Raw genomic sequence first — 16,530 nt, forward strand, 5'->3', positions numbered from 1 at the left:
AAATGGGTTTATTTAATACAACATACGATGTAATTGTAGTAGGAGGTGGACATGCTGGTAGCGAAGCAGCTGCGGCAAGTGCAAACATGGGAGCACACACTTTGTTAATTACAATGAACTTACAAAACATTGCTCAAATGAGTTGTAATCCTGCTATGGGTGGAATTGCAAAAGGGCAAATAGTGCGAGAGATTGATGCACTTGGTGGTTACAGTGCTATTGTAACTGATAAGACAGCTATTCAATTTAAGATGCTAAATAAATCTAAAGGGCCAGCTATGTGGAGTCCGAGAGCTCAATCGGACAGAATGCAATTCGCAGAGTGCTGGAGAACCATGTTAGAACAAACTGAAAACCTAGATTTTTATCAAGATTCTGTTAATGGATTATTATTTGATGGCGATAAAATTACAGGAGTAAAAACTGCCTTAGGTTTAGAAATAAAAGCCAAAACAGTAATTGTTACAGCAGGTACTTTTTTAAACGGATTGATTCATATTGGTGAAAAAACGTTTGGTGGTGGTAGAGCAGGAGAAGGAGCTTCAACAGGTATTACTGAAGATTTAGTTGTAAAAGGATTTGAAGCTGGTAGAATGAAAACAGGAACGCCTCCTCGTGTAGATGGACGCTCTTTAGATTATTCTAAAATGACTGAACAACCAGGAGATGAAAACCCAGAAAAATTCTCGTATTTACCGGTTACAAAACCATTAACTAAACAACGTTCTTGTTATTTAACCTATACCAATCCTGAAGTACACGATTTACTTCGTGAAGGATTCGATCGTTCACCTATGTTTAATGGTAGAATTAAATCTACAGGACCACGTTATTGTCCATCTGTAGAAGATAAAATCAATCGTTTTGCAGAGAAAGAACGTCATCAAATTTTTGTTGAACCAGAAGGGTGGAACACTGTTGAAATTTATGTAAATGGATTCTCGACATCACTTCCTGAAGACATTCAAGACAAAGCCATTCGTTCTATTCCTGGATTTGAAAACGTAAAATTCTTTAGATACGGTTATGCAATTGAGTACGATTATTTTCCACCAACACAATTAAAACACAACTTAGAAACTAAGTTAATTGATAACTTATTTTTTGCTGGTCAAATTAATGGTACAACAGGTTATGAAGAAGCAGCTGCTCAAGGTTTAATGGCTGGTGTAAATGCTGCTTTAAAAGTTCAAGAAAAAGAACCTTTTATTTTAAAAAGAAGCGAAGCGTATATAGGTGTTTTAATTGATGATTTAATCACAAAAGGAACCGAAGAGCCTTATCGTATGTTTACTTCTCGTGCAGAATATAGAACTCTTTTACGACAAGATAATGCAGATTTACGCTTAACAGAAAAATCGTATAAATTAGGATTAGCTTCTCAAGAAAGAATGGATAGAGTAGAAGAGAAGAAAAATAAGACTCAAAATTTAATTGATTATATTAAAGGATTGAGTGTAACAAAAGAGGATATCAACCCTATTCTAGAAGAGAAAAATTTAGCAACAATTAATCAATCTATGAAATTGTATAAAATTGCTGCTAGACCTCAATTAACGTTTTCTGATTTTAGATCTATTGATAAGCTTGAAAATTATATTCAGGAAAACGAAATTGATAATGAAATTATAGAGCAAGTTGAAATCCACTTAAAATACTCTGGTTATATCGAAAAAGAAAAGAATAATGCAGACAAACTAAATAGATTAGAAAACGTGCCTATTCCCGCTACTTTTGATTATAGTAAAGTGAAATCTTTATCATATGAAGCTAGAGAAAAGTTATCTAAAATACAACCTACTTCAATATCACAAGCAAGTAGAATAAGTGGAGTATCACCAAGTGACATTTCTGTATTACTTGTATATATGGGTAGATAAAAATAAAACGTTCCATGTGGAACGTTTTATTTTTTTATGTATAATTGTTCGATTAACAACTAATGTTCCACAAGGAACACTCAATACATCATATTAATTTGATTACAGAAAAAAAGTTATATAAAGACTTAAAACCTTTTTTAAATTGTATCGATCATACAGTATCTAAAGAAAGTTATGAGGTAATGAAAAATGAAGAATACGATATGTTAGTAACTTCGCCTGTACCTAATAATTTAGATAAATATTATGCTAGTGAAGATTATATTTCACATACAGATAGTAAAACATCTCTTTTTGATAAAACATATCAGTTTGTAAAAAACTATACTTTAAAAAAGAAACTAAAATTAATTAACTCTTTTAACACAGAAGATAAATTAATTTTAGATGTAGGAGCGGGTACTGGTGATTTTTTAAAAGTATGTGAAAATGGTGGTTGGAAAATTACTGGTGTTGAACCATCAGATAAAGCTCGAGAATTTGCTGAAAGTAAACATATAATTTTACACGAAAATTTAACTCAAGTTGAGAATAACCAATTTGATGTAATTACGCTTTGGCATGTTTTAGAACATATTCCTAATTTAGTTGAATATATTGAACAGTTAAAAAAATTGTTAAAGCCTAACGGAGTATTAATTATTGCTGTTCCTAATCATAAAAGCTTTGATGCAAAACATTATAAAGAGTTTTGGGCTGCTTATGATGTTCCAAGACATTTGTGGCATTTTTCAAAAACAGCTATTTCAAAACTATTTTCTATAGTTGATATGAATGTTGAAAAAATACTTCCAATGAAATTCGATTCGTATTATGTTTCACTTCTATCAGAAAAATACAAAACAAAAAAATCACAACCTATTAAGGCATTTTTTGTTGGTTTACAATCAAATTTAAAAGCAAAAAGTAACGGAGAGTATTCTTCTTTGATTTATATCCTAAAAAACAAGTAAAAAATTATTTACAGCTTTTTTAAGCCATTTTTATTGTAAAAATGTACCAACAGTAGTAAAAAAATAAAAAACCTCTTAAATCAAATAATCTAAGAGGTTTACTATTATTATAATTTATATTAAAAATAAATTATATAAAAATATTTTATTATAATCCAAATAATACAGATACAGCAAAAACACTGTTCTTAGGATTGTGATCTCTTTCTTGTGAAGTGTTAAAAACACCATTAAGTCCAAAACCATATCTTGCATTTAAAGCTACGTTTTCAGCTAACTTAAATCCTAAACCTAAGTCAAAAGAATAATCAACAGTATTAAAAAGATCTTCGTTGTTTGAAAAATTAAGCGATCCTACTTGAATTTCATCATTAATTAAGAAACCAATTTGAGGTCCTGCTTCAACAAAGAAAGATTCTCCTAAATAAACTTTAGCTAATACTGGTATATTAATATAATCTAACTGGACTTTACCTTCAATACCATTTGCTTTGTTTTTTACCCCTTGTGATGAATATAAAATTTCTGGTTGAATACTAAATGCATCAGTAATTTTAAATTCATTATATAAACCAATATGAAAAGAAGTTCTAATACTTTCTGATTCTACTTCTTCTTCAAAAGACTTTTCAAAATTTGTAAGGTTTGATAAATTTAAACCTCCTTTAATACCAAAATTTTGAGCTTGTGAAGTTGCTGCAAATACCAATGCTACTAATAATAGTTTAATTTTCATAATTTATTAATTTGTAATTTAAGGTATAACGAATATAAGGGCTATTTTATTACTTAGTGTTAAATCTTTACATTATTTATGTTAACATAAAACAACCAATAATAGTAATAATAAAATATACCGCTAAACTCATGGCACCTGCGTAATCTTTTGCTAAACGTTGTCCTATTAATAAAAAAATTAGCGTTAAAGCTGATAATTGAACACCAAGCAAAGCATAATCATTATTACCTGTTGTAGCCAAATGAAATATACCAATAAACATTAATGCACCAGCTAATAATTCCATCACTAAAATTACAGCAAGTAAAAAAGGTACCGAATTTTTTAAAGGAGAATCTTTAAAGTGTCCTCTAATAAAAGATAAATTTCCTTTCCAATCTGTTACCTTATCTATTCCCGATTGTAAGAAAGTAACAATTAAAAAAAGTAGAATTAAAATTTCTGTTATGCTTTGTTGTATAAGTTCCATATAATTGATTTTTTACAAATATAAATTTTAAATAAGAATTGTAACAATTCAAATAAAATTCGTCTAATAATTATCTACTATTAAATAGTATCTTTATTAAAAATTACTAACATTTAAAAATTAAAAACTATGTCAATTTATATGTATCCGGTTATTGTTATCGGGATTCTAGTATTTTTATCATTATTCTTTATTGTTAAGCAACAAACAGCAGCTATTATTGAACGATTTGGTCGTTTTCAAAGTATTCGACATTCAGGTTTACAATTAAAAATTCCTATTGTTGATAGAATTGCTGGTAAATTAAGTTTAAAAATTCAACAATTAGATGTTATTGTAGAAACCAAAACAAAAGATGATGTATTTGTAAAATTGAAAGTATCTGTTCAATACAAAGTAATAAAAGATAAGGTATATGATGCTTTTTATAAGCTAGATTATCCACACGAACAAATTACTTCGTATGTTTTTGATGTTGTTCGTGCAGAAGTTCCTAAAATGCGCTTAGATGACGTATTTGTAAAGAAAGATGATATTGCTATTGCAGTAAAATCTGAATTAAACGATGCAATGTCTGATTACGGATATGACATCATTAAAACCTTAGTTACCGATATTGATCCTGACGCACAAGTAAAGGCTGCTATGAACCGTATTAATGCAGCTGATAGAGAAAAAACAGCAGCGCAGTATGAAGGAGATGCACAACGTATTTTAATTGTTGAAAAAGCAAAAGCTGAAGCAGAAAGTAAGCGTTTACAAGGGCAAGGTATTGCGGATCAACGCCGTGAAATTGCTCGAGGTTTAGAAGAATCTGTAGAGGTTTTAAACCGTGTAGGTATTAATAGTCAAGAAGCCTCTGCTTTAATTGTAGTAACACAACATTATGATACTTTACAATCATTAGGGGAAGAAACAAATAGTAACTTAATTTTATTACCTAATTCACCACAAGTAGGAAGTAATATGTTAAATGATATGGTGGCTAGTTTTACCGCTAGTAATCAAATAGGTGAGGCAATGAAAAAAGCACAAGAAAATAAAGACAAAGAATAATTATGATACTATCAACTACACCTTCAATAGAAAATAAGCCAGCTAAGGAATATCTAGGCATTGTTACTGGTGAAACAATTATAGGTGCAAACATTTTTAAGGACTTCTTTGCCGGTATTAGAGATATAGTAGGAGGCAGGTCTGGTTCTTATGAAAAAGTTCTAAGAGAAGCTAAAGAAATAGCTTTAAAAGAGATGGAAGAGAGAGCTCTAAGATTGGGAGCTGATGCAGTTATAGGAATCGACTTAGATTATGAAACCGTTGGCGCCAATGGAGGTATGCTAATGGTTACAGCTTCTGGGACAGCGGTAAAATTTTAATTAAAAATAAAACCGAAACAATATGTTTCGGTTTTTTTATTGATAAAATATATATTTATTTCTTGTCTTCTCCTTTATCGGTAGTATTTTCATCTTCATTTTTAGTAGCATCTTTAAATTCTTTGATACCTGTTCCTAAACCTCTCATTAATTCAGGAATTTTTCTACCTCCGAATAATAATAATACTAATGCAACGACGATAGCTATTTGCCATGGTCCGATCATTCCTAAAAATATAGTAAGTAAATTCATTTTTATTAAATTTTGCGCTACAAAGATACAAAATTAACCTCTGTGTTCAATTACACCACCAATTACTTTTTTATCTCTAAAAACTTCTGGTTTTCCTTTATAAAAAATAGAACCTCCAAATGATACTTTTGCATCTAAAGTTTCACCAGCTTGTACTTCTACTTTGGATCCTGAACCCGCTTTAACGATAGTCATTTCTTCTACAGCTAGTTTATATCCGTGATACATACCACCTAAATCTGCGTCAACGTTTTGGTTCTTTGTAGTTCCTGATAGCTTAATAACAGCCCCTGAAGAGGTTTTTACTTTTAAATGCTTAACCTTAATTACAAGGTTAATAAAAGCGCCTTCTTGAGCTTTAATTTCAATTTTTTGTTGATTAATATCTTTACCAGTAATGGTCGCACCTTCATTTGCATCAATTACATCAATATCTTCTTTATAATACAAGGTAGCTTTCACCTTACCATCTGCTGTAGTTTCAGGAAATTTTAATAGTACTTTTAACGTATATCCTTCTACTTTAATCTTTACTTTATCAGTTTTTTCACCAGTAACTACAATTTTAGATTCGTTAGATCTAACTAATTCTAAATCGATACCATTGTACACTTTTACTTGATAAAAGCTACCTAATTCTTTTGTCATGGTTGTTTGAGCCGACGCTGTAATAGTCATCAAAAACAAACTCATAAATACTAAATTCTTCATAATAAATTCCATTAGTTAATTGAGTATAACCAATAATTATACCAATACTATAAAGGTAAATCTTAATTTTTATTGTTTAAAACTGTACAAATTAGTGTGAAATCAAATTGAAATCAAGGTGTTTACGCTCTAAATCGGTATGCTTTACTTTTACAACAACTTCATCTCCTAATTGAATGATGTTCTTAGTCGACTGACCAACCACAGCATATTGTTTTTCGTCAAAGATATAATAATCATCCTTAATGTCTTTAATACGTACCATACCTTCACATTTATTGGATTTAATTTCAACATAAATTCCCCATTCAGTAACACCTGAAATCACTCCTTCAAATTCTTGATCTTTATGATCTTGCATGTATTTAACCTGCATATATTTAATGGAATCTCTTTCAGCTTTTGAAGCTAATTCTTCCATTTTTGAAGAATGTTTACACTTTTCTTCATAAATTTCGGCTTTTGGTGAGTTTCCGCCATCTAAATAGTGTTGTAATAAACGATGTGTCATCACATCAGGATAACGACGAATTGGTGAAGTAAAGTGGCTGTAATAATCAAAAGCTAAACCGTAGTGACCTATATTTTGTGTAGTGTATTCAGCTTTACTCATTGAACGAATAGCTAAGGTTTCTACCATATTAGCTTCTCCTTTACCATGAACGTCTGATAATAATTTATTTAAACTATCCGATGTTTTTTGGCGTGTTTCTGTATTGATTTTATATCCAAATTTGCTAACAATGTTCTGTAATGATGCTAGTTTTTCTACATCTGGTTCATCGTGTACACGATATACAAATGTTTTCTTACTTGGTCTCCCTGCAGAAAGCCCTATAAATTCAGCTACTTTTTTGTTTGCTAATAACATAAATTCTTCAATTAGTTTATTAGCGTCTTTAGCTTCTTTAAAGAAAACTCCTGTAGGGTTAGCATTTTCATCTAAATGAAATTTAACTTCAACTCTATCAAAAGAAATAGCTCCTGATTTCATACGCTTTTTACGCATTTTTTTAGCTAGTTCATCGAGTTTTAATGTAGCTTCAACAATAGTTTCATCAACTTCATATGCTTCTCCAGTTAAAGAAACATCAGCAGGAATTGTATTATTTTTATTCTCAATGATAGCTTGTGCTTCTTCATAAGCAAAGCGTTTATCAGAATAAGTAACAGTTCTTCCAAACCATTGGTTAATAACTTGTGCTTTCTCATTCATTTCAAAAACTGCTGAAAAAGTTAATTTTTCTTCATTTGGTCGTAATGAACAAACTCCGTTACTTAACATTTCAGGTAGCATTGGTACCACTCTATCAACTAAATATACTGATGTAGCACGATCATAAGCTTCATCATCTAAAACAGTTTTTGGTTGTAAATAATGAGAAACATCAGCAATATGAATACCTATTTCATAATTACCATTTTCAAGTTTTGTAAATGATAAAGCATCGTCAAAATCTTTAGCATCTTTAGGATCTATGGTAAATGTTAAATCTCCTCGCATATCTCTACGCTTAGCTATTTCCTCCTTAGTAATTTCAATAGGTAATTCAGATGCTTCTTTCTCTACTTCAGTAGGAAATTCATACGGTAAACCATATTCTAATAAAATAGAATGGATTTCTGTATCGTGATCTCCTGGTCTTCCTAAAACTTGAGTAATTTTTCCAAACGGATTTTTAGAATTCTCTGGCCAATCAGTCATTGTAGCAACAACCTTATCACCATCTTTTGCTCCATTTAATTTACTTTGAGAAATAAAAATGTCTGCATACATTTTAGTGCTATCTGGTATAACAAATCCGAAATTTTTATTCATTTGTAATACACCAACAAATTCGGTTTTTGCTCTCTCAATAATTTCTACAACATCGGCTTCTAGTTTATTACTTCTACGTTTTTTATACACATAGGCTTTTACAGTATCGTTATGTAAGCCTTTACCTAAGTTTACTGAAGGTACAAAAATATCGTGTTCAAAATCATCACAAATAAAATAAGCATTGCCATTAGAAGTAGCATCTAAAGTACCAACATGGTATTTACGGTCTTCATTTATTTGATATTTACCTCTATCAACTTCTTTAATTTTCTTGTTAGCTGTTAGTTCTGCTAATTTTTTAATAATTTGATTTTTGCCATCAGTATCAGAAACCTTTAATTTAGAGGCAATCTGTTTGTAATTGTAATATTTATTACTGTCTTCGTTAAGTATTTTGAAAATGTTACGGGTAAGATCTTTGATAACTTTACCCTTTTTTTTGTAGATTTTTTTCTTTCTAGTCATTAATCTTTCGTCTTATTAAATTTTCAACCAAAGTACGAATAATATTAATGCTAGTAATTTAAATAACTGTTATAAATTGATTTCATTTTTTTCTATCTTAGTTTTATTAATGTAGATAATTTTTCTTTTTGTCAAATAAATTATACAATGGAAAAATTCTTCAGCATAAAAAAGTAAAATTCATTTGGCTAACTCATTGTTAATAACTCCTAAAAAAATAATTAACTTCCTTATATTCAAATAAATGGTGGGTTAATAGGTAGAGGTGAGGTTAAAGCTAGTATTCTAAAAAGTGCTAATCAAATAGTTATTCCTTAAAAAGTTAAAAAAAACATAATAAAATTGTAACGTTTCTTAAATTCATACGTCTTTATAGTAAGAAAGTCGTTATAAATGAAAAACTTACGAAAAATAATAGCGCTGTTTATTTTCATATTCATTACAGGAATTATCGTTACTGTAGTGAGTATAAATACGACTTTAAACAAAAAAACTCCTTCAGAAGTAGTAACTAAAGATACTATTTACCTTATCAAAGCTTCTAAGAGAGCCGTATAAGCCTTTTTAACTCACTTATTATCACTTTTCAACAAACGTAGTATTTACGTCTTATTTTTTGCAATTTGCCCTAAAACAAGACAAAGAGGTTACACTAGTTTTTTAAACTCAGTAAATGATTAGTAGAAGAATTTATAAAACTCAAAACTTCAAAAAAACTGTTATTAACATATTATATAATTAATAAAAGAGATTTTAAAAATTTAAAAAAAGAAATGATTGTTATTATAGTGTGTTAATATGTAGCATAAAAAGTGGATTTTATTTTTGGTGAAGTGACTTATTAAAATAAATAAACAAGTTATTAGTTAAATAAAACTTTAAAAATCAACTATAAAATAGAGTTATAAACAAAAGTTATAAACAGTAATTCACTAAAAATATTGAATAGTTAATTTTCTTTTGAATGTAAAAAAAGGGTTAATTTAATGTTGATAAATGTTCATTAAAATCTTAAAAAAAAAGTTGCATAATTAATTCTTGTTCTTGTATTGTAAAAAATATCTAGAAAATCAAATTTTCTTTTTAGAATATTTTATTAGTTCTTAACAATTAGATAATATAGTTTAACTCTTTAATTTTAAAGAGGTTATTAAGAATGCTAAAAAAAGCATTGTTAATTACTGTTGATAACCGTGAATAACTGTATTTTTGTAATTCACAACTGAATTAAAATCAACAAATTATGACAATCGCTGTAGGAAATGACCATGCAGGTACAGAATATAAGTTTGAAATTGTTAAACTTTTAGAAGAATTAGGACACAAAGTAATCAACTTTGGTACAAATGAAACCGATAGTATGGATTACCCAGATACAATTCATCCAGCTGCTGAAGCTGTGGAGACAGGACAAGCTGAAATGGGAATTATTTTATGTGGAAGTGGTAATGGAGCACAAATGACTGCTAACAAGCACCAGGGAGTTCGTGCCGCTTTATGTTGGAATAATGAATTGGTAGAATTAACACGTCAGCACAACGATGCAAACATTTTAACGATTCCAGCTCGTTTTGTATCGTTACAACAGGCTTTAGGTTTTGTAAAAATATTTTTATCTACTGAATTTGAAGGTGGACGTCACGCTAATAGAGTAGAGAAAATAGCTTGCTGTTAATGATTATCACAGTAAAAAAATTTCAAGAATTAACAACTTCAGAACTGTATGAGCTTTTGCAATTACGTTCTGAAGTTTTTGTTGTTGAACAAGATTGTGTCTATCAAGATATTGATGGTAAAGATCAAAACGCTTTACACGTTATAGGAGTTAAAGAAGGAAAAATAGTTGGATATACACGATTATTTAACAATGGTGAATATTTTGATACGCCTAGTATTGGTAGGGTAGTAGTTAAGGAAAATGAACGTAAATATGGTTATGGTCATGATTTAATGAAAGCTTCTATAAAAGCTATTGTTGATAACTACAATGAAACTACCATTACCATTTCTGCACAAACCTATTTACAAAAATTCTACGAATCTCACGGATTTAAACAAGTAGGTGAAGGTTATTTAGAAGATGGAATTCCGCATATAAGAATGGTGAGGAAGTAAATTTAGTTATCTTTCTCTTTCTTATTCATTTTATAAAGTAGATATCCAAAACCTACTAAAAAATGCAGTATAATAATTCCTGCTATGATGTATATAAATGTGTTTGAATTATTGTTCATAGTGATAAAATTACAACAATAATATTTTTTAAAAAGTAACTTAAGTTACAGTAACTCTCCAACCTCTTTAACCTCACCAACTTGCATATTTCCTAATAAAATATCACCTACGCGAACACGCACTAAACGAAGTGTAGGAAAACCAACAGCTGAGGTCATTTTACGTACTTGTCTAAATTTTCCTTCTGTTAAGGTAACTGATATCCAAGGAGTAGGACCATGACGAGCATCACGTATTTTTTTAGAACGTTCTGGTAAATCTGGTGTGTCAATCAACCTAACTTCACAAGGTTTGGTTTGGTATTTTTTTCCATCAAAACCAATTTCAACACCATTTTTTAACTGTTCAACAGCATCAGAAGTAATTGCTCCATCTACTTGAGCATAGTATTCCTTTTCAACTCCACCTCTGGTAGTAATAAAATCACTTACTTTTCCATCTGTTGTTAATAACAATAAACCTTCCGACTTTACATCTAATCTACCAACAGCCATTGTTTTTTCGGGAAAATTATACAATTCACCCAATAATTTATGTTTTCCTCCCTTTTTTTGATTAGTAATAAATTGTGATAAAAAACCATAAGGTTTGTAAATCATGAAGTGACGATGGTTTGACATCTTTTCTTTTTTTAAGAAGCACAATATTACAAAATGTAACATAAAAAGATAGGATATTAAAGCTAGTTTTTCATAACTTAGCCGTTCTTATTATTTAAAATAATTAGCACGATTTATGGCAGCAGATAAAGAAAAAGAAGCGAAATTAAAAGCGCTTCAACTTACACTAGATAAGTTAGATAAAACTTACGGTAAAGGAACCGTAATGAAGTTAGGAGATAGCCAAGTAGAAGATGTAGATGCAATATCGTCAGGTTCTTTAGGATTAGATTTAGCCTTAGGAGTAGGAGGATACCCTCGTGGAAGAATTATAGAAATTTACGGACCAGAATCATCAGGTAAAACAACTTTAACAATACATGCAATTGCAGAAGCTCAAAAAGCAGGAGGTATTGCTGCTTTTATTGATGCAGAACATGCTTTTGATCGTTTTTATGCTGAAAGTTTAGGTGTAGATGTTGATAACTTAATTATTTCTCAACCGGACCATGGTGAGCAAGCTTTAGAGATTGCTGATAACTTAATTCGTTCTGGAGCCATTGATATTGTAGTAATTGATTCGGTTGCAGCATTAACACCAAAATCTGAGATTGAAGGTGAAATGGGTGACTCTAAAATGGGACTTCATGCACGTTTAATGTCACAAGCCTTGCGTAAATTAACAGGTACTATTAGTAAAACAAACTGTACAGTTATATTTATTAACCAGTTACGTGAAAAGATTGGAGTTATGTTTGGTAACCCAGAAACTACAACAGGAGGTAATGCTTTAAAATTCTATGCATCTGTTCGTTTAGATATTCGTCGTAGAACACAAATTAAAGATGGTGATAAAGTAATTGGTAACAGTACTAAAGTTAAGATTGTAAAGAATAAAGTAGCTCCACCATTCCAACAAGCAGAATTTGATATTATGTATGGAGCAGGAATATCTAAAGTTGGTGAAGTTTTAGATATTGGTGTAGAATACGGAATTATAAAGAAAAGTGGTTCTTGGTTTAGTTACGGAGACACAAAATTAGGTCAGGGTAGAGATGCTGTTAAAGGTGTTATTAAAGACAATCCTGAATTAATGGAAGAGCTAGAAAATAAAATTAAAGATGCTATTGAAAATCAGGAATAAGTAATTTAAATTCAAAGTTCAAACTATTACTATTTAAAAAGCTGTTCTTGTTAAAGAACAGCTTTTTATTTCAAAAATTTTAAATAGCAAAAAATATTTTAAACTCCTGTACTACCAAAACCACCAGCACCACGTTCAGTTTCGTTTAAAACTTCTACTTCTTGCCAGTTTACACGTTCGTGTTTTGCAATAACTAATTGCGCAATTCGCTCACCATCGTTTACTACAAAATCTTCGTTAGATAAGTTTACTAAAATCACTCCAATTTCACCACGATAATCAGCATCAACTGTACCAGGAGAATTTAATACGGTAATCCCTTTTTTGGCTGCGAGTCCACTACGTGGACGAACTTGAGCTTCATACCCAACAGGAAGCGCAATAAATAAACCTGTTTTAATAATCGCTCTCTCTAAAGGTTTTAAAATAATAGCAGCATCTATATTTGCACGTAAATCCATTCCTGCAGATCCCTCGGTTTCATAAGCTGGTGTTTGATGTTTGGATTTGTTTATGATTTGTACGTTCATATGTTTCATATAGTTTTTAAAATTCAAATATATAACCTTTAAGTTTAGAGAGTCGATTATAGATTTCTTAATTTTGTACTACAAACAAATACTACTTATGAACAATCAAACTAAAATAGCCGTTTTAGGAGGTGGAAGTTGGGCAACAGCTATTGTTAAAATGTTATCTGAAAACTTAGAAACTATTGGTTGGTATATGCGCAGCATATATGCTATTGAACATATTAAACGTAACAAACATAATCCTAGTTATTTAAGTTCTGCAGAGTTACATCCTGAACAGTTAGATTTGTCTGAAAATATAAATTACATTGTAGAAAATTATGATGTGTTAATTTTTGCCGTTCCTTCTGCTTTTTTAAACGGAGAATTGGAAAAACTTACTGCTTCTTTAGAGAATAAAGTTATTTTTTCAGCCATTAAAGGAATTGTACCAGAATCAGGATTAATTGTTGGTGAACATTTTCATGAAAAATACAATATACCATATGAAAATATTGGGGTAATATCTGGACCATGTCATGCAGAAGAAGTAGCAATGGAACGCTTATCGTATTTAACACTTGCTTGTCAAGATGAAGAAAAAGCAAAAAAACTTAGTGAAGCTATTTCAGGACGTTATATTAAAACTAAAATTTCTGATGATATTATTGGTACTGAATATGCAGCGATGTTAAAAAATATTTATGCTATAGCTGCAGGAATTGCTCATGGTTTAGGCTATGGAGATAATTTTCAAGCGGTATTAATGAGTAATGGTATTAGAGAAATGAAACGCTTTATTAAAAAGATTCATAAAATGAAGCGTAATATTAATAATTCAGCATACCTAGGTGATTTATTAGTTACTGGATATTCTACATTTAGTAGAAATAGAATGTTTGGAAATATGATAGGTAAAGGCTATACGGTAAAATCTGCGATGTTAGAAATGAGTATGGTTGCAGAAGGATATTATGCCACTAAAAGTGCTTACGAAATTAATCAAAATAACGGTGCAAAAACTCCAATTATAAACGCTGTATATAATGTCTTGTATGACAAAAAAGAAGCGAAAGATGAGTTTTTAAAGTTAACAAATAGATTAGATTAGTTGTTTGCATTTGTACAAATAATCCTTCTTAAAATGAATTAAGAAGCCCCATCAATCACTTCTATAATTGAGTTGTTTGTAGGTTTTGTATAGAAAAATAATAACAAATTTAATTTAAAAATCTGATTAGTAAATATTTTTGTTAATTTTTTGATGAAAAATAAGTAATAGTATAAAATTACTGATTATTATATTTTATTACTTTTAGTTTAAAAACAAACAATTATGAAATGAGCTATAACAAATCTTAATAACCATTGAGATAGTTATTAGCGAATTACATCTGACCCTAAGGAATAATTAAAATTAAACAGATGAAAACAATTCAAGAAGCTGTTGAAATTACCATCAGAAAAACGCCTTTTATAGAAGAGGCTTTAAATGAAAAGTTAATTAACGTATCTTCATTGGCAAGAGAAATCTTACCTGAAGTATCAAAGCTTTTAAAAAAAGAAGTAAAAGTAGGTGCAGTTATGATGGCAATAAATAGGCTATCTCCAGCAAATGAATTGAGAATTCGTAAAAATATTAAACGACTAGCCTTAAATTTAGGTGATGTAATTGTTCGTTCTGATCTTTGCGATTTTACATTTAAAAATACTCCCTCATTATTGAAAGAAATTGCTAAAATTTTAAGTAAATCAGCAGATAGTAACGATTACTTTTTAACAGTTTCTCAAGGAATTTTTGAAACAAACATTGTTACCAGTAAAAATTTACAACCTTATGTTGAAGAAATTTTTAAGAAGGAAACATTAATTAACAATGTAAACGATTTAGCATCTATAACTATTAAATTACCAAAAAATAATTTAGATCAATCAGGAATTTATTACTTTATTTTAAAGCAATTTGCTTGGGCAAATATTGCTGTACAAGAGGTAATATCTACTACTCATGAAATGACCATCGTGGTAAAAGAACGCGATGTAAATGAAACATTTGCCATTTTAATGGATTTGAAATTGAATTAATCCATGCAGAAAAAAGATCCCTACGCCTCTCTTAGAATCAAGGAGTTTAATATTTTTCTTTTAGTCCGTTTTGCTTTAGTATTTGCTTGGTCTATGCAATTTATCATTATCGAGTGGCAAGTGTATAGTATCACAAAAAACCCGTTATCATTAGGTATTATTGGGCTAATGGAAGTAATTCCTGCTGTATCTATGGCTCTTTTTGCAGGGCATATTGTTGATCAAAAAGAGAAACGAAACTTACTTGCTTTATGTATCGGGTTGTTTTCTCTCATAAGTTTAGGCTTATTCTTTTTAACACTACCAAGTTTTATTGAAGGATGGGAGCAAAACACTATTCTTTATGCTATCTATGCGTTAGTGTTTTTTGGCGGATTGTTACGCTCGTTTTTCGGACCAACGATTTTTTCACTAATCGCCTTAATCGTTCCTAAAAAATTATACCCAAATGCAGCAACATGGAGTAGTTCTACGTGGCAAATAGCTTCGGTATTAGGTCCCGCTTTTGCAGGTTTAACCATTTCTTGGATTGGGGTACATTGGTCGTTATGCATTGTTTTCGGACTGGTTTCTGTATCATTTTTAACAGTGTTCTTTATCAAAAAGAAACCAATTTTAAACCCGAAGATTGGCGAACCTGTCATGAAAAGTTTAAAAGAAGGAGTGCGTTTTGTGTATAAAACAAAGGCGATTTTAGGAGCCATTACGTTAGATATGATTTCGGTATTATTTGGTGGAGCTGTAGCCTTGTTACCTGTATACGCACAAGATATTTTAAAAGTAGGTCCTGAAGGGTTTGGGCTTTTACGTGCTGCACCTGCTGTAGGAGCGTTTTTAACGATGTTAGTAACTGCTTATATACCTATCAGTAGAAACGCTGGAATGAAGCTCTTAGCAGCTATTTTTGGTTTTGGAGTTTGTATTATAGTTTTTGGATTATCTTCTATTTTCTGGATTTCAATCGTAGCACTGTTTTTTAGTGGAGTTACCGATGGAGTTTCAATGGTTATTCGTCAAACCATTTTACAATTAAAAACACCTGATCACATGCGTGGTAGAGTAGCCTCGGTAAACTCTATGTTTGTTGGGTCTTCTAACGAATTAGGTGCTTTTGAAAGTGGTGTAACAGCAAAGTTAATGGGAACGGTAACTGCGGTTGTTTTCGGTGGAACCATGACTTTAATTACGGTTGTAACAACGGGAATTTTAAATCCAACACTTCGAAAATTAGACCTGACTAAAGATTTGGAAGCGCATGAAAAAATAGAGGAGTAATCATATATA

General features: G+C 30.4%; 18 protein-coding genes. 11 read left to right on the forward strand and 7 right to left on the reverse strand.

All coding sequences use genetic code 11. The annotated features are described in order from the left end of the window. Positions 1–2 precede the first annotated feature (2 nt). Together mnmG and Q0663_RS01090 are read left to right on the forward strand one after the other, a co-directional pair. A complete protein-coding gene (gene mnmG / locus Q0663_RS01085) occupies positions 3–1,880 on the forward strand; it encodes a tRNA uridine-5-carboxymethylaminomethyl(34) synthesis enzyme MnmG (protein WP_299005000.1) in 1,878 nt (625 codons plus the stop codon). Positions 1,881–1,942: 62 nt separating this feature from the next. Beyond that, positions 1,943–2,836, forward strand: coding sequence for a class I SAM-dependent methyltransferase (locus tag Q0663_RS01090; protein WP_299005003.1), 894 nt, complete (start codon positions 1,943–1,945; stop codon positions 2,834–2,836). 148 nt (positions 2,837–2,984) lie between these two features. Here Q0663_RS01090 and Q0663_RS01095 read toward each other — a convergent pair whose 3' ends face one another. Both Q0663_RS01095 and Q0663_RS01100 read right to left on the reverse strand, forming a co-directional pair. Next, complete coding sequence (locus Q0663_RS01095; RefSeq protein WP_299005006.1) at positions 2,985–3,572, reverse strand: porin family protein; 588 nt, start codon at positions 3,570–3,572, stop codon at positions 2,985–2,987. A 76-nt stretch (positions 3,573–3,648) separates the two neighbouring features. Further along, positions 3,649–4,044 carry a DoxX family membrane protein gene (locus Q0663_RS01100; protein ID WP_299005009.1) on the reverse strand — a complete coding sequence of 132 codons (396 nt, stop codon included), beginning with the start codon at positions 4,042–4,044 and terminating at the stop codon, positions 3,649–3,651. A gap of 129 nt (positions 4,045–4,173) precedes the next feature. On the opposite strand from Q0663_RS01100, the gene Q0663_RS01105 reads away from it, so the two are divergent. Both Q0663_RS01105 and Q0663_RS01110 read left to right on the forward strand, forming a co-directional pair. Then, a complete protein-coding gene (locus Q0663_RS01105; protein ID WP_299005012.1) occupies positions 4,174–5,100 on the forward strand; it encodes an SPFH domain-containing protein in 927 nt (308 codons plus the stop codon). A gap of 2 nt (positions 5,101–5,102) precedes the next feature. Then, positions 5,103–5,420 carry a heavy metal-binding domain-containing protein gene (locus Q0663_RS01110; protein ID WP_299005014.1) on the forward strand — a complete coding sequence of 106 codons (318 nt, stop codon included), beginning with the start codon at positions 5,103–5,105 and terminating at the stop codon, positions 5,418–5,420. Between the two features lie 55 nt (positions 5,421–5,475). Here the strand turns inward: Q0663_RS01110 and Q0663_RS01115 are convergent, their stop codons facing one another. From Q0663_RS01115 to rnr, 3 genes are all read right to left on the reverse strand, one after another. Next, a complete protein-coding gene (locus Q0663_RS01115) occupies positions 5,476–5,673 on the reverse strand; it encodes a twin-arginine translocase TatA/TatE family subunit (RefSeq protein WP_299005017.1) in 198 nt (65 codons plus the stop codon). A gap of 33 nt (positions 5,674–5,706) precedes the next feature. After that, a complete protein-coding gene (locus Q0663_RS01120; protein WP_299005019.1) occupies positions 5,707–6,384 on the reverse strand; it encodes a head GIN domain-containing protein in 678 nt (225 codons plus the stop codon). 91 nt (positions 6,385–6,475) lie between these two features. Next, the gene (rnr, locus tag Q0663_RS01125; protein WP_299005022.1) at positions 6,476–8,671 is read right to left on the reverse strand and encodes a ribonuclease R; all 2,196 of its coding nucleotides are present in this window, start codon (positions 8,669–8,671) and stop codon (positions 6,476–6,478) included. A 393-nt stretch (positions 8,672–9,064) separates the two neighbouring features. Here rnr and Q0663_RS01130 point away from each other — a divergent pair, with 393 nt between their 5' ends. The 3 genes from Q0663_RS01130 to Q0663_RS01140 all read left to right on the forward strand — a co-directional run bounded on the left by Q0663_RS01130 (position 9,065) and on the right by Q0663_RS01140 (position 10,786). Next, positions 9,065–9,229: a hypothetical protein gene (locus Q0663_RS01130; protein WP_299005025.1), complete on the forward strand. Its 165-nt coding sequence runs from the start codon at positions 9,065–9,067 to the stop codon at positions 9,227–9,229. 685 nt (positions 9,230–9,914) lie between these two features. Beyond that, a complete protein-coding gene (gene rpiB / locus Q0663_RS01135) occupies positions 9,915–10,346 on the forward strand; it encodes a ribose 5-phosphate isomerase B (RefSeq protein WP_299005028.1) in 432 nt (143 codons plus the stop codon). Next, positions 10,346–10,786: a GNAT family N-acetyltransferase gene (locus Q0663_RS01140; protein ID WP_299005030.1), complete on the forward strand. Its 441-nt coding sequence runs from the start codon at positions 10,346–10,348 to the stop codon at positions 10,784–10,786. The genes rpiB and Q0663_RS01140 overlap by 1 nt, the downstream gene beginning before the upstream one ends. 164 nt (positions 10,787–10,950) lie before the next feature. Here Q0663_RS01140 and Q0663_RS01145 read toward each other — a convergent pair whose 3' ends face one another. Continuing rightward, positions 10,951–11,526 (reverse strand): pseudouridine synthase, encoded by a 576-nt coding sequence (locus Q0663_RS01145; protein ID WP_299005033.1) that lies wholly within the window; start codon positions 11,524–11,526, stop codon positions 10,951–10,953. A 115-nt stretch (positions 11,527–11,641) separates the two neighbouring features. Here Q0663_RS01145 and recA point away from each other — a divergent pair, with 115 nt between their 5' ends. Beyond that, positions 11,642–12,649 (forward strand): recombinase RecA, encoded by a 1,008-nt coding sequence (gene recA, locus Q0663_RS01150; protein ID WP_299005035.1) that lies wholly within the window; start codon positions 11,642–11,644, stop codon positions 12,647–12,649. A 98-nt stretch (positions 12,650–12,747) separates the two neighbouring features. On the opposite strand, the gene dut is transcribed toward recA, so the two are convergent. Then, the gene (gene dut, locus Q0663_RS01155) at positions 12,748–13,179 is read right to left on the reverse strand and encodes a dUTP diphosphatase (protein ID WP_299005039.1); all 432 of its coding nucleotides are present in this window, start codon (positions 13,177–13,179) and stop codon (positions 12,748–12,750) included. Positions 13,180–13,276: 97 nt separating this feature from the next. Between dut and Q0663_RS01160 the strand changes: the two genes are divergently transcribed. From Q0663_RS01160 to Q0663_RS01170, 3 genes are all read left to right on the forward strand, one after another. Further along, positions 13,277–14,272: an NAD(P)H-dependent glycerol-3-phosphate dehydrogenase gene (locus Q0663_RS01160; protein WP_299005042.1), complete on the forward strand. Its 996-nt coding sequence runs from the start codon at positions 13,277–13,279 to the stop codon at positions 14,270–14,272. 314 nt (positions 14,273–14,586) lie between these two features. Next, a complete protein-coding gene (locus Q0663_RS01165; RefSeq protein WP_299005044.1) occupies positions 14,587–15,246 on the forward strand; it encodes a hypothetical protein in 660 nt (219 codons plus the stop codon). Between the two features lie 3 nt (positions 15,247–15,249). After that, positions 15,250–16,521 (forward strand): MFS transporter, encoded by a 1,272-nt coding sequence (locus Q0663_RS01170; RefSeq protein ID WP_299005086.1) that lies wholly within the window; start codon positions 15,250–15,252, stop codon positions 16,519–16,521. The last annotated feature ends 9 nt before the right edge of the window (positions 16,522–16,530 follow it).

Origin of the sequence: uncultured Tenacibaculum sp., from assembly GCF_947504135.1 — a bacterium.
In the GTDB taxonomy this organism is placed as follows: Bacteria; Bacteroidota; Bacteroidia; order Flavobacteriales; family Flavobacteriaceae; genus Polaribacter.

Coding starts and splice junctions, on each gene's coding strand:
- Q0663_RS01090 (WP_299005003.1), top strand. CDS start 1,943: ATGTTCCACAAGGAACACTCAATACATCATATTAATTTGATTACAGAA.
- Q0663_RS01165 (WP_299005044.1), top strand. CDS start 14,587: ATGAAAACAATTCAAGAAGCTGTTGAAATTACCATCAGAAAAACGCCT.
- Q0663_RS01170 (WP_299005086.1), top strand. CDS start 15,250: ATGCAGAAAAAAGATCCCTACGCCTCTCTTAGAATCAAGGAGTTTAAT.
- Q0663_RS01110 (WP_299005014.1), top strand. CDS start 5,103: ATGATACTATCAACTACACCTTCAATAGAAAATAAGCCAGCTAAGGAA.
- Q0663_RS01115 (WP_299005017.1), bottom strand. CDS start 5,673: ATGAATTTACTTACTATATTTTTAGGAATGATCGGACCATGGCAAATA.
- Q0663_RS01100 (WP_299005009.1), bottom strand. CDS start 4,044: ATGGAACTTATACAACAAAGCATAACAGAAATTTTAATTCTACTTTTT.
- Q0663_RS01145 (WP_299005033.1), bottom strand. CDS start 11,526: ATGTCAAACCATCGTCACTTCATGATTTACAAACCTTATGGTTTTTTA.
- Q0663_RS01160 (WP_299005042.1), top strand. CDS start 13,277: ATGAACAATCAAACTAAAATAGCCGTTTTAGGAGGTGGAAGTTGGGCA.
- Q0663_RS01130 (WP_299005025.1), top strand. CDS start 9,065: ATGAAAAACTTACGAAAAATAATAGCGCTGTTTATTTTCATATTCATT.
- rnr (WP_299005022.1), bottom strand. CDS start 8,671: ATGACTAGAAAGAAAAAAATCTACAAAAAAAAGGGTAAAGTTATCAAA.
- Q0663_RS01105 (WP_299005012.1), top strand. CDS start 4,174: ATGTCAATTTATATGTATCCGGTTATTGTTATCGGGATTCTAGTATTT.
- recA (WP_299005035.1), top strand. CDS start 11,642: ATGGCAGCAGATAAAGAAAAAGAAGCGAAATTAAAAGCGCTTCAACTT.
- Q0663_RS01140 (WP_299005030.1), top strand. CDS start 10,346: ATGATTATCACAGTAAAAAAATTTCAAGAATTAACAACTTCAGAACTG.
- dut (WP_299005039.1), bottom strand. CDS start 13,179: ATGAACGTACAAATCATAAACAAATCCAAACATCAAACACCAGCTTAT.
- Q0663_RS01120 (WP_299005019.1), bottom strand. CDS start 6,384: ATGAAGAATTTAGTATTTATGAGTTTGTTTTTGATGACTATTACAGCG.
- rpiB (WP_299005028.1), top strand. CDS start 9,915: ATGACAATCGCTGTAGGAAATGACCATGCAGGTACAGAATATAAGTTT.
- Q0663_RS01095 (WP_299005006.1), bottom strand. CDS start 3,572: ATGAAAATTAAACTATTATTAGTAGCATTGGTATTTGCAGCAACTTCA.
- mnmG (WP_299005000.1), top strand. CDS start 3: ATGGGTTTATTTAATACAACATACGATGTAATTGTAGTAGGAGGTGGA.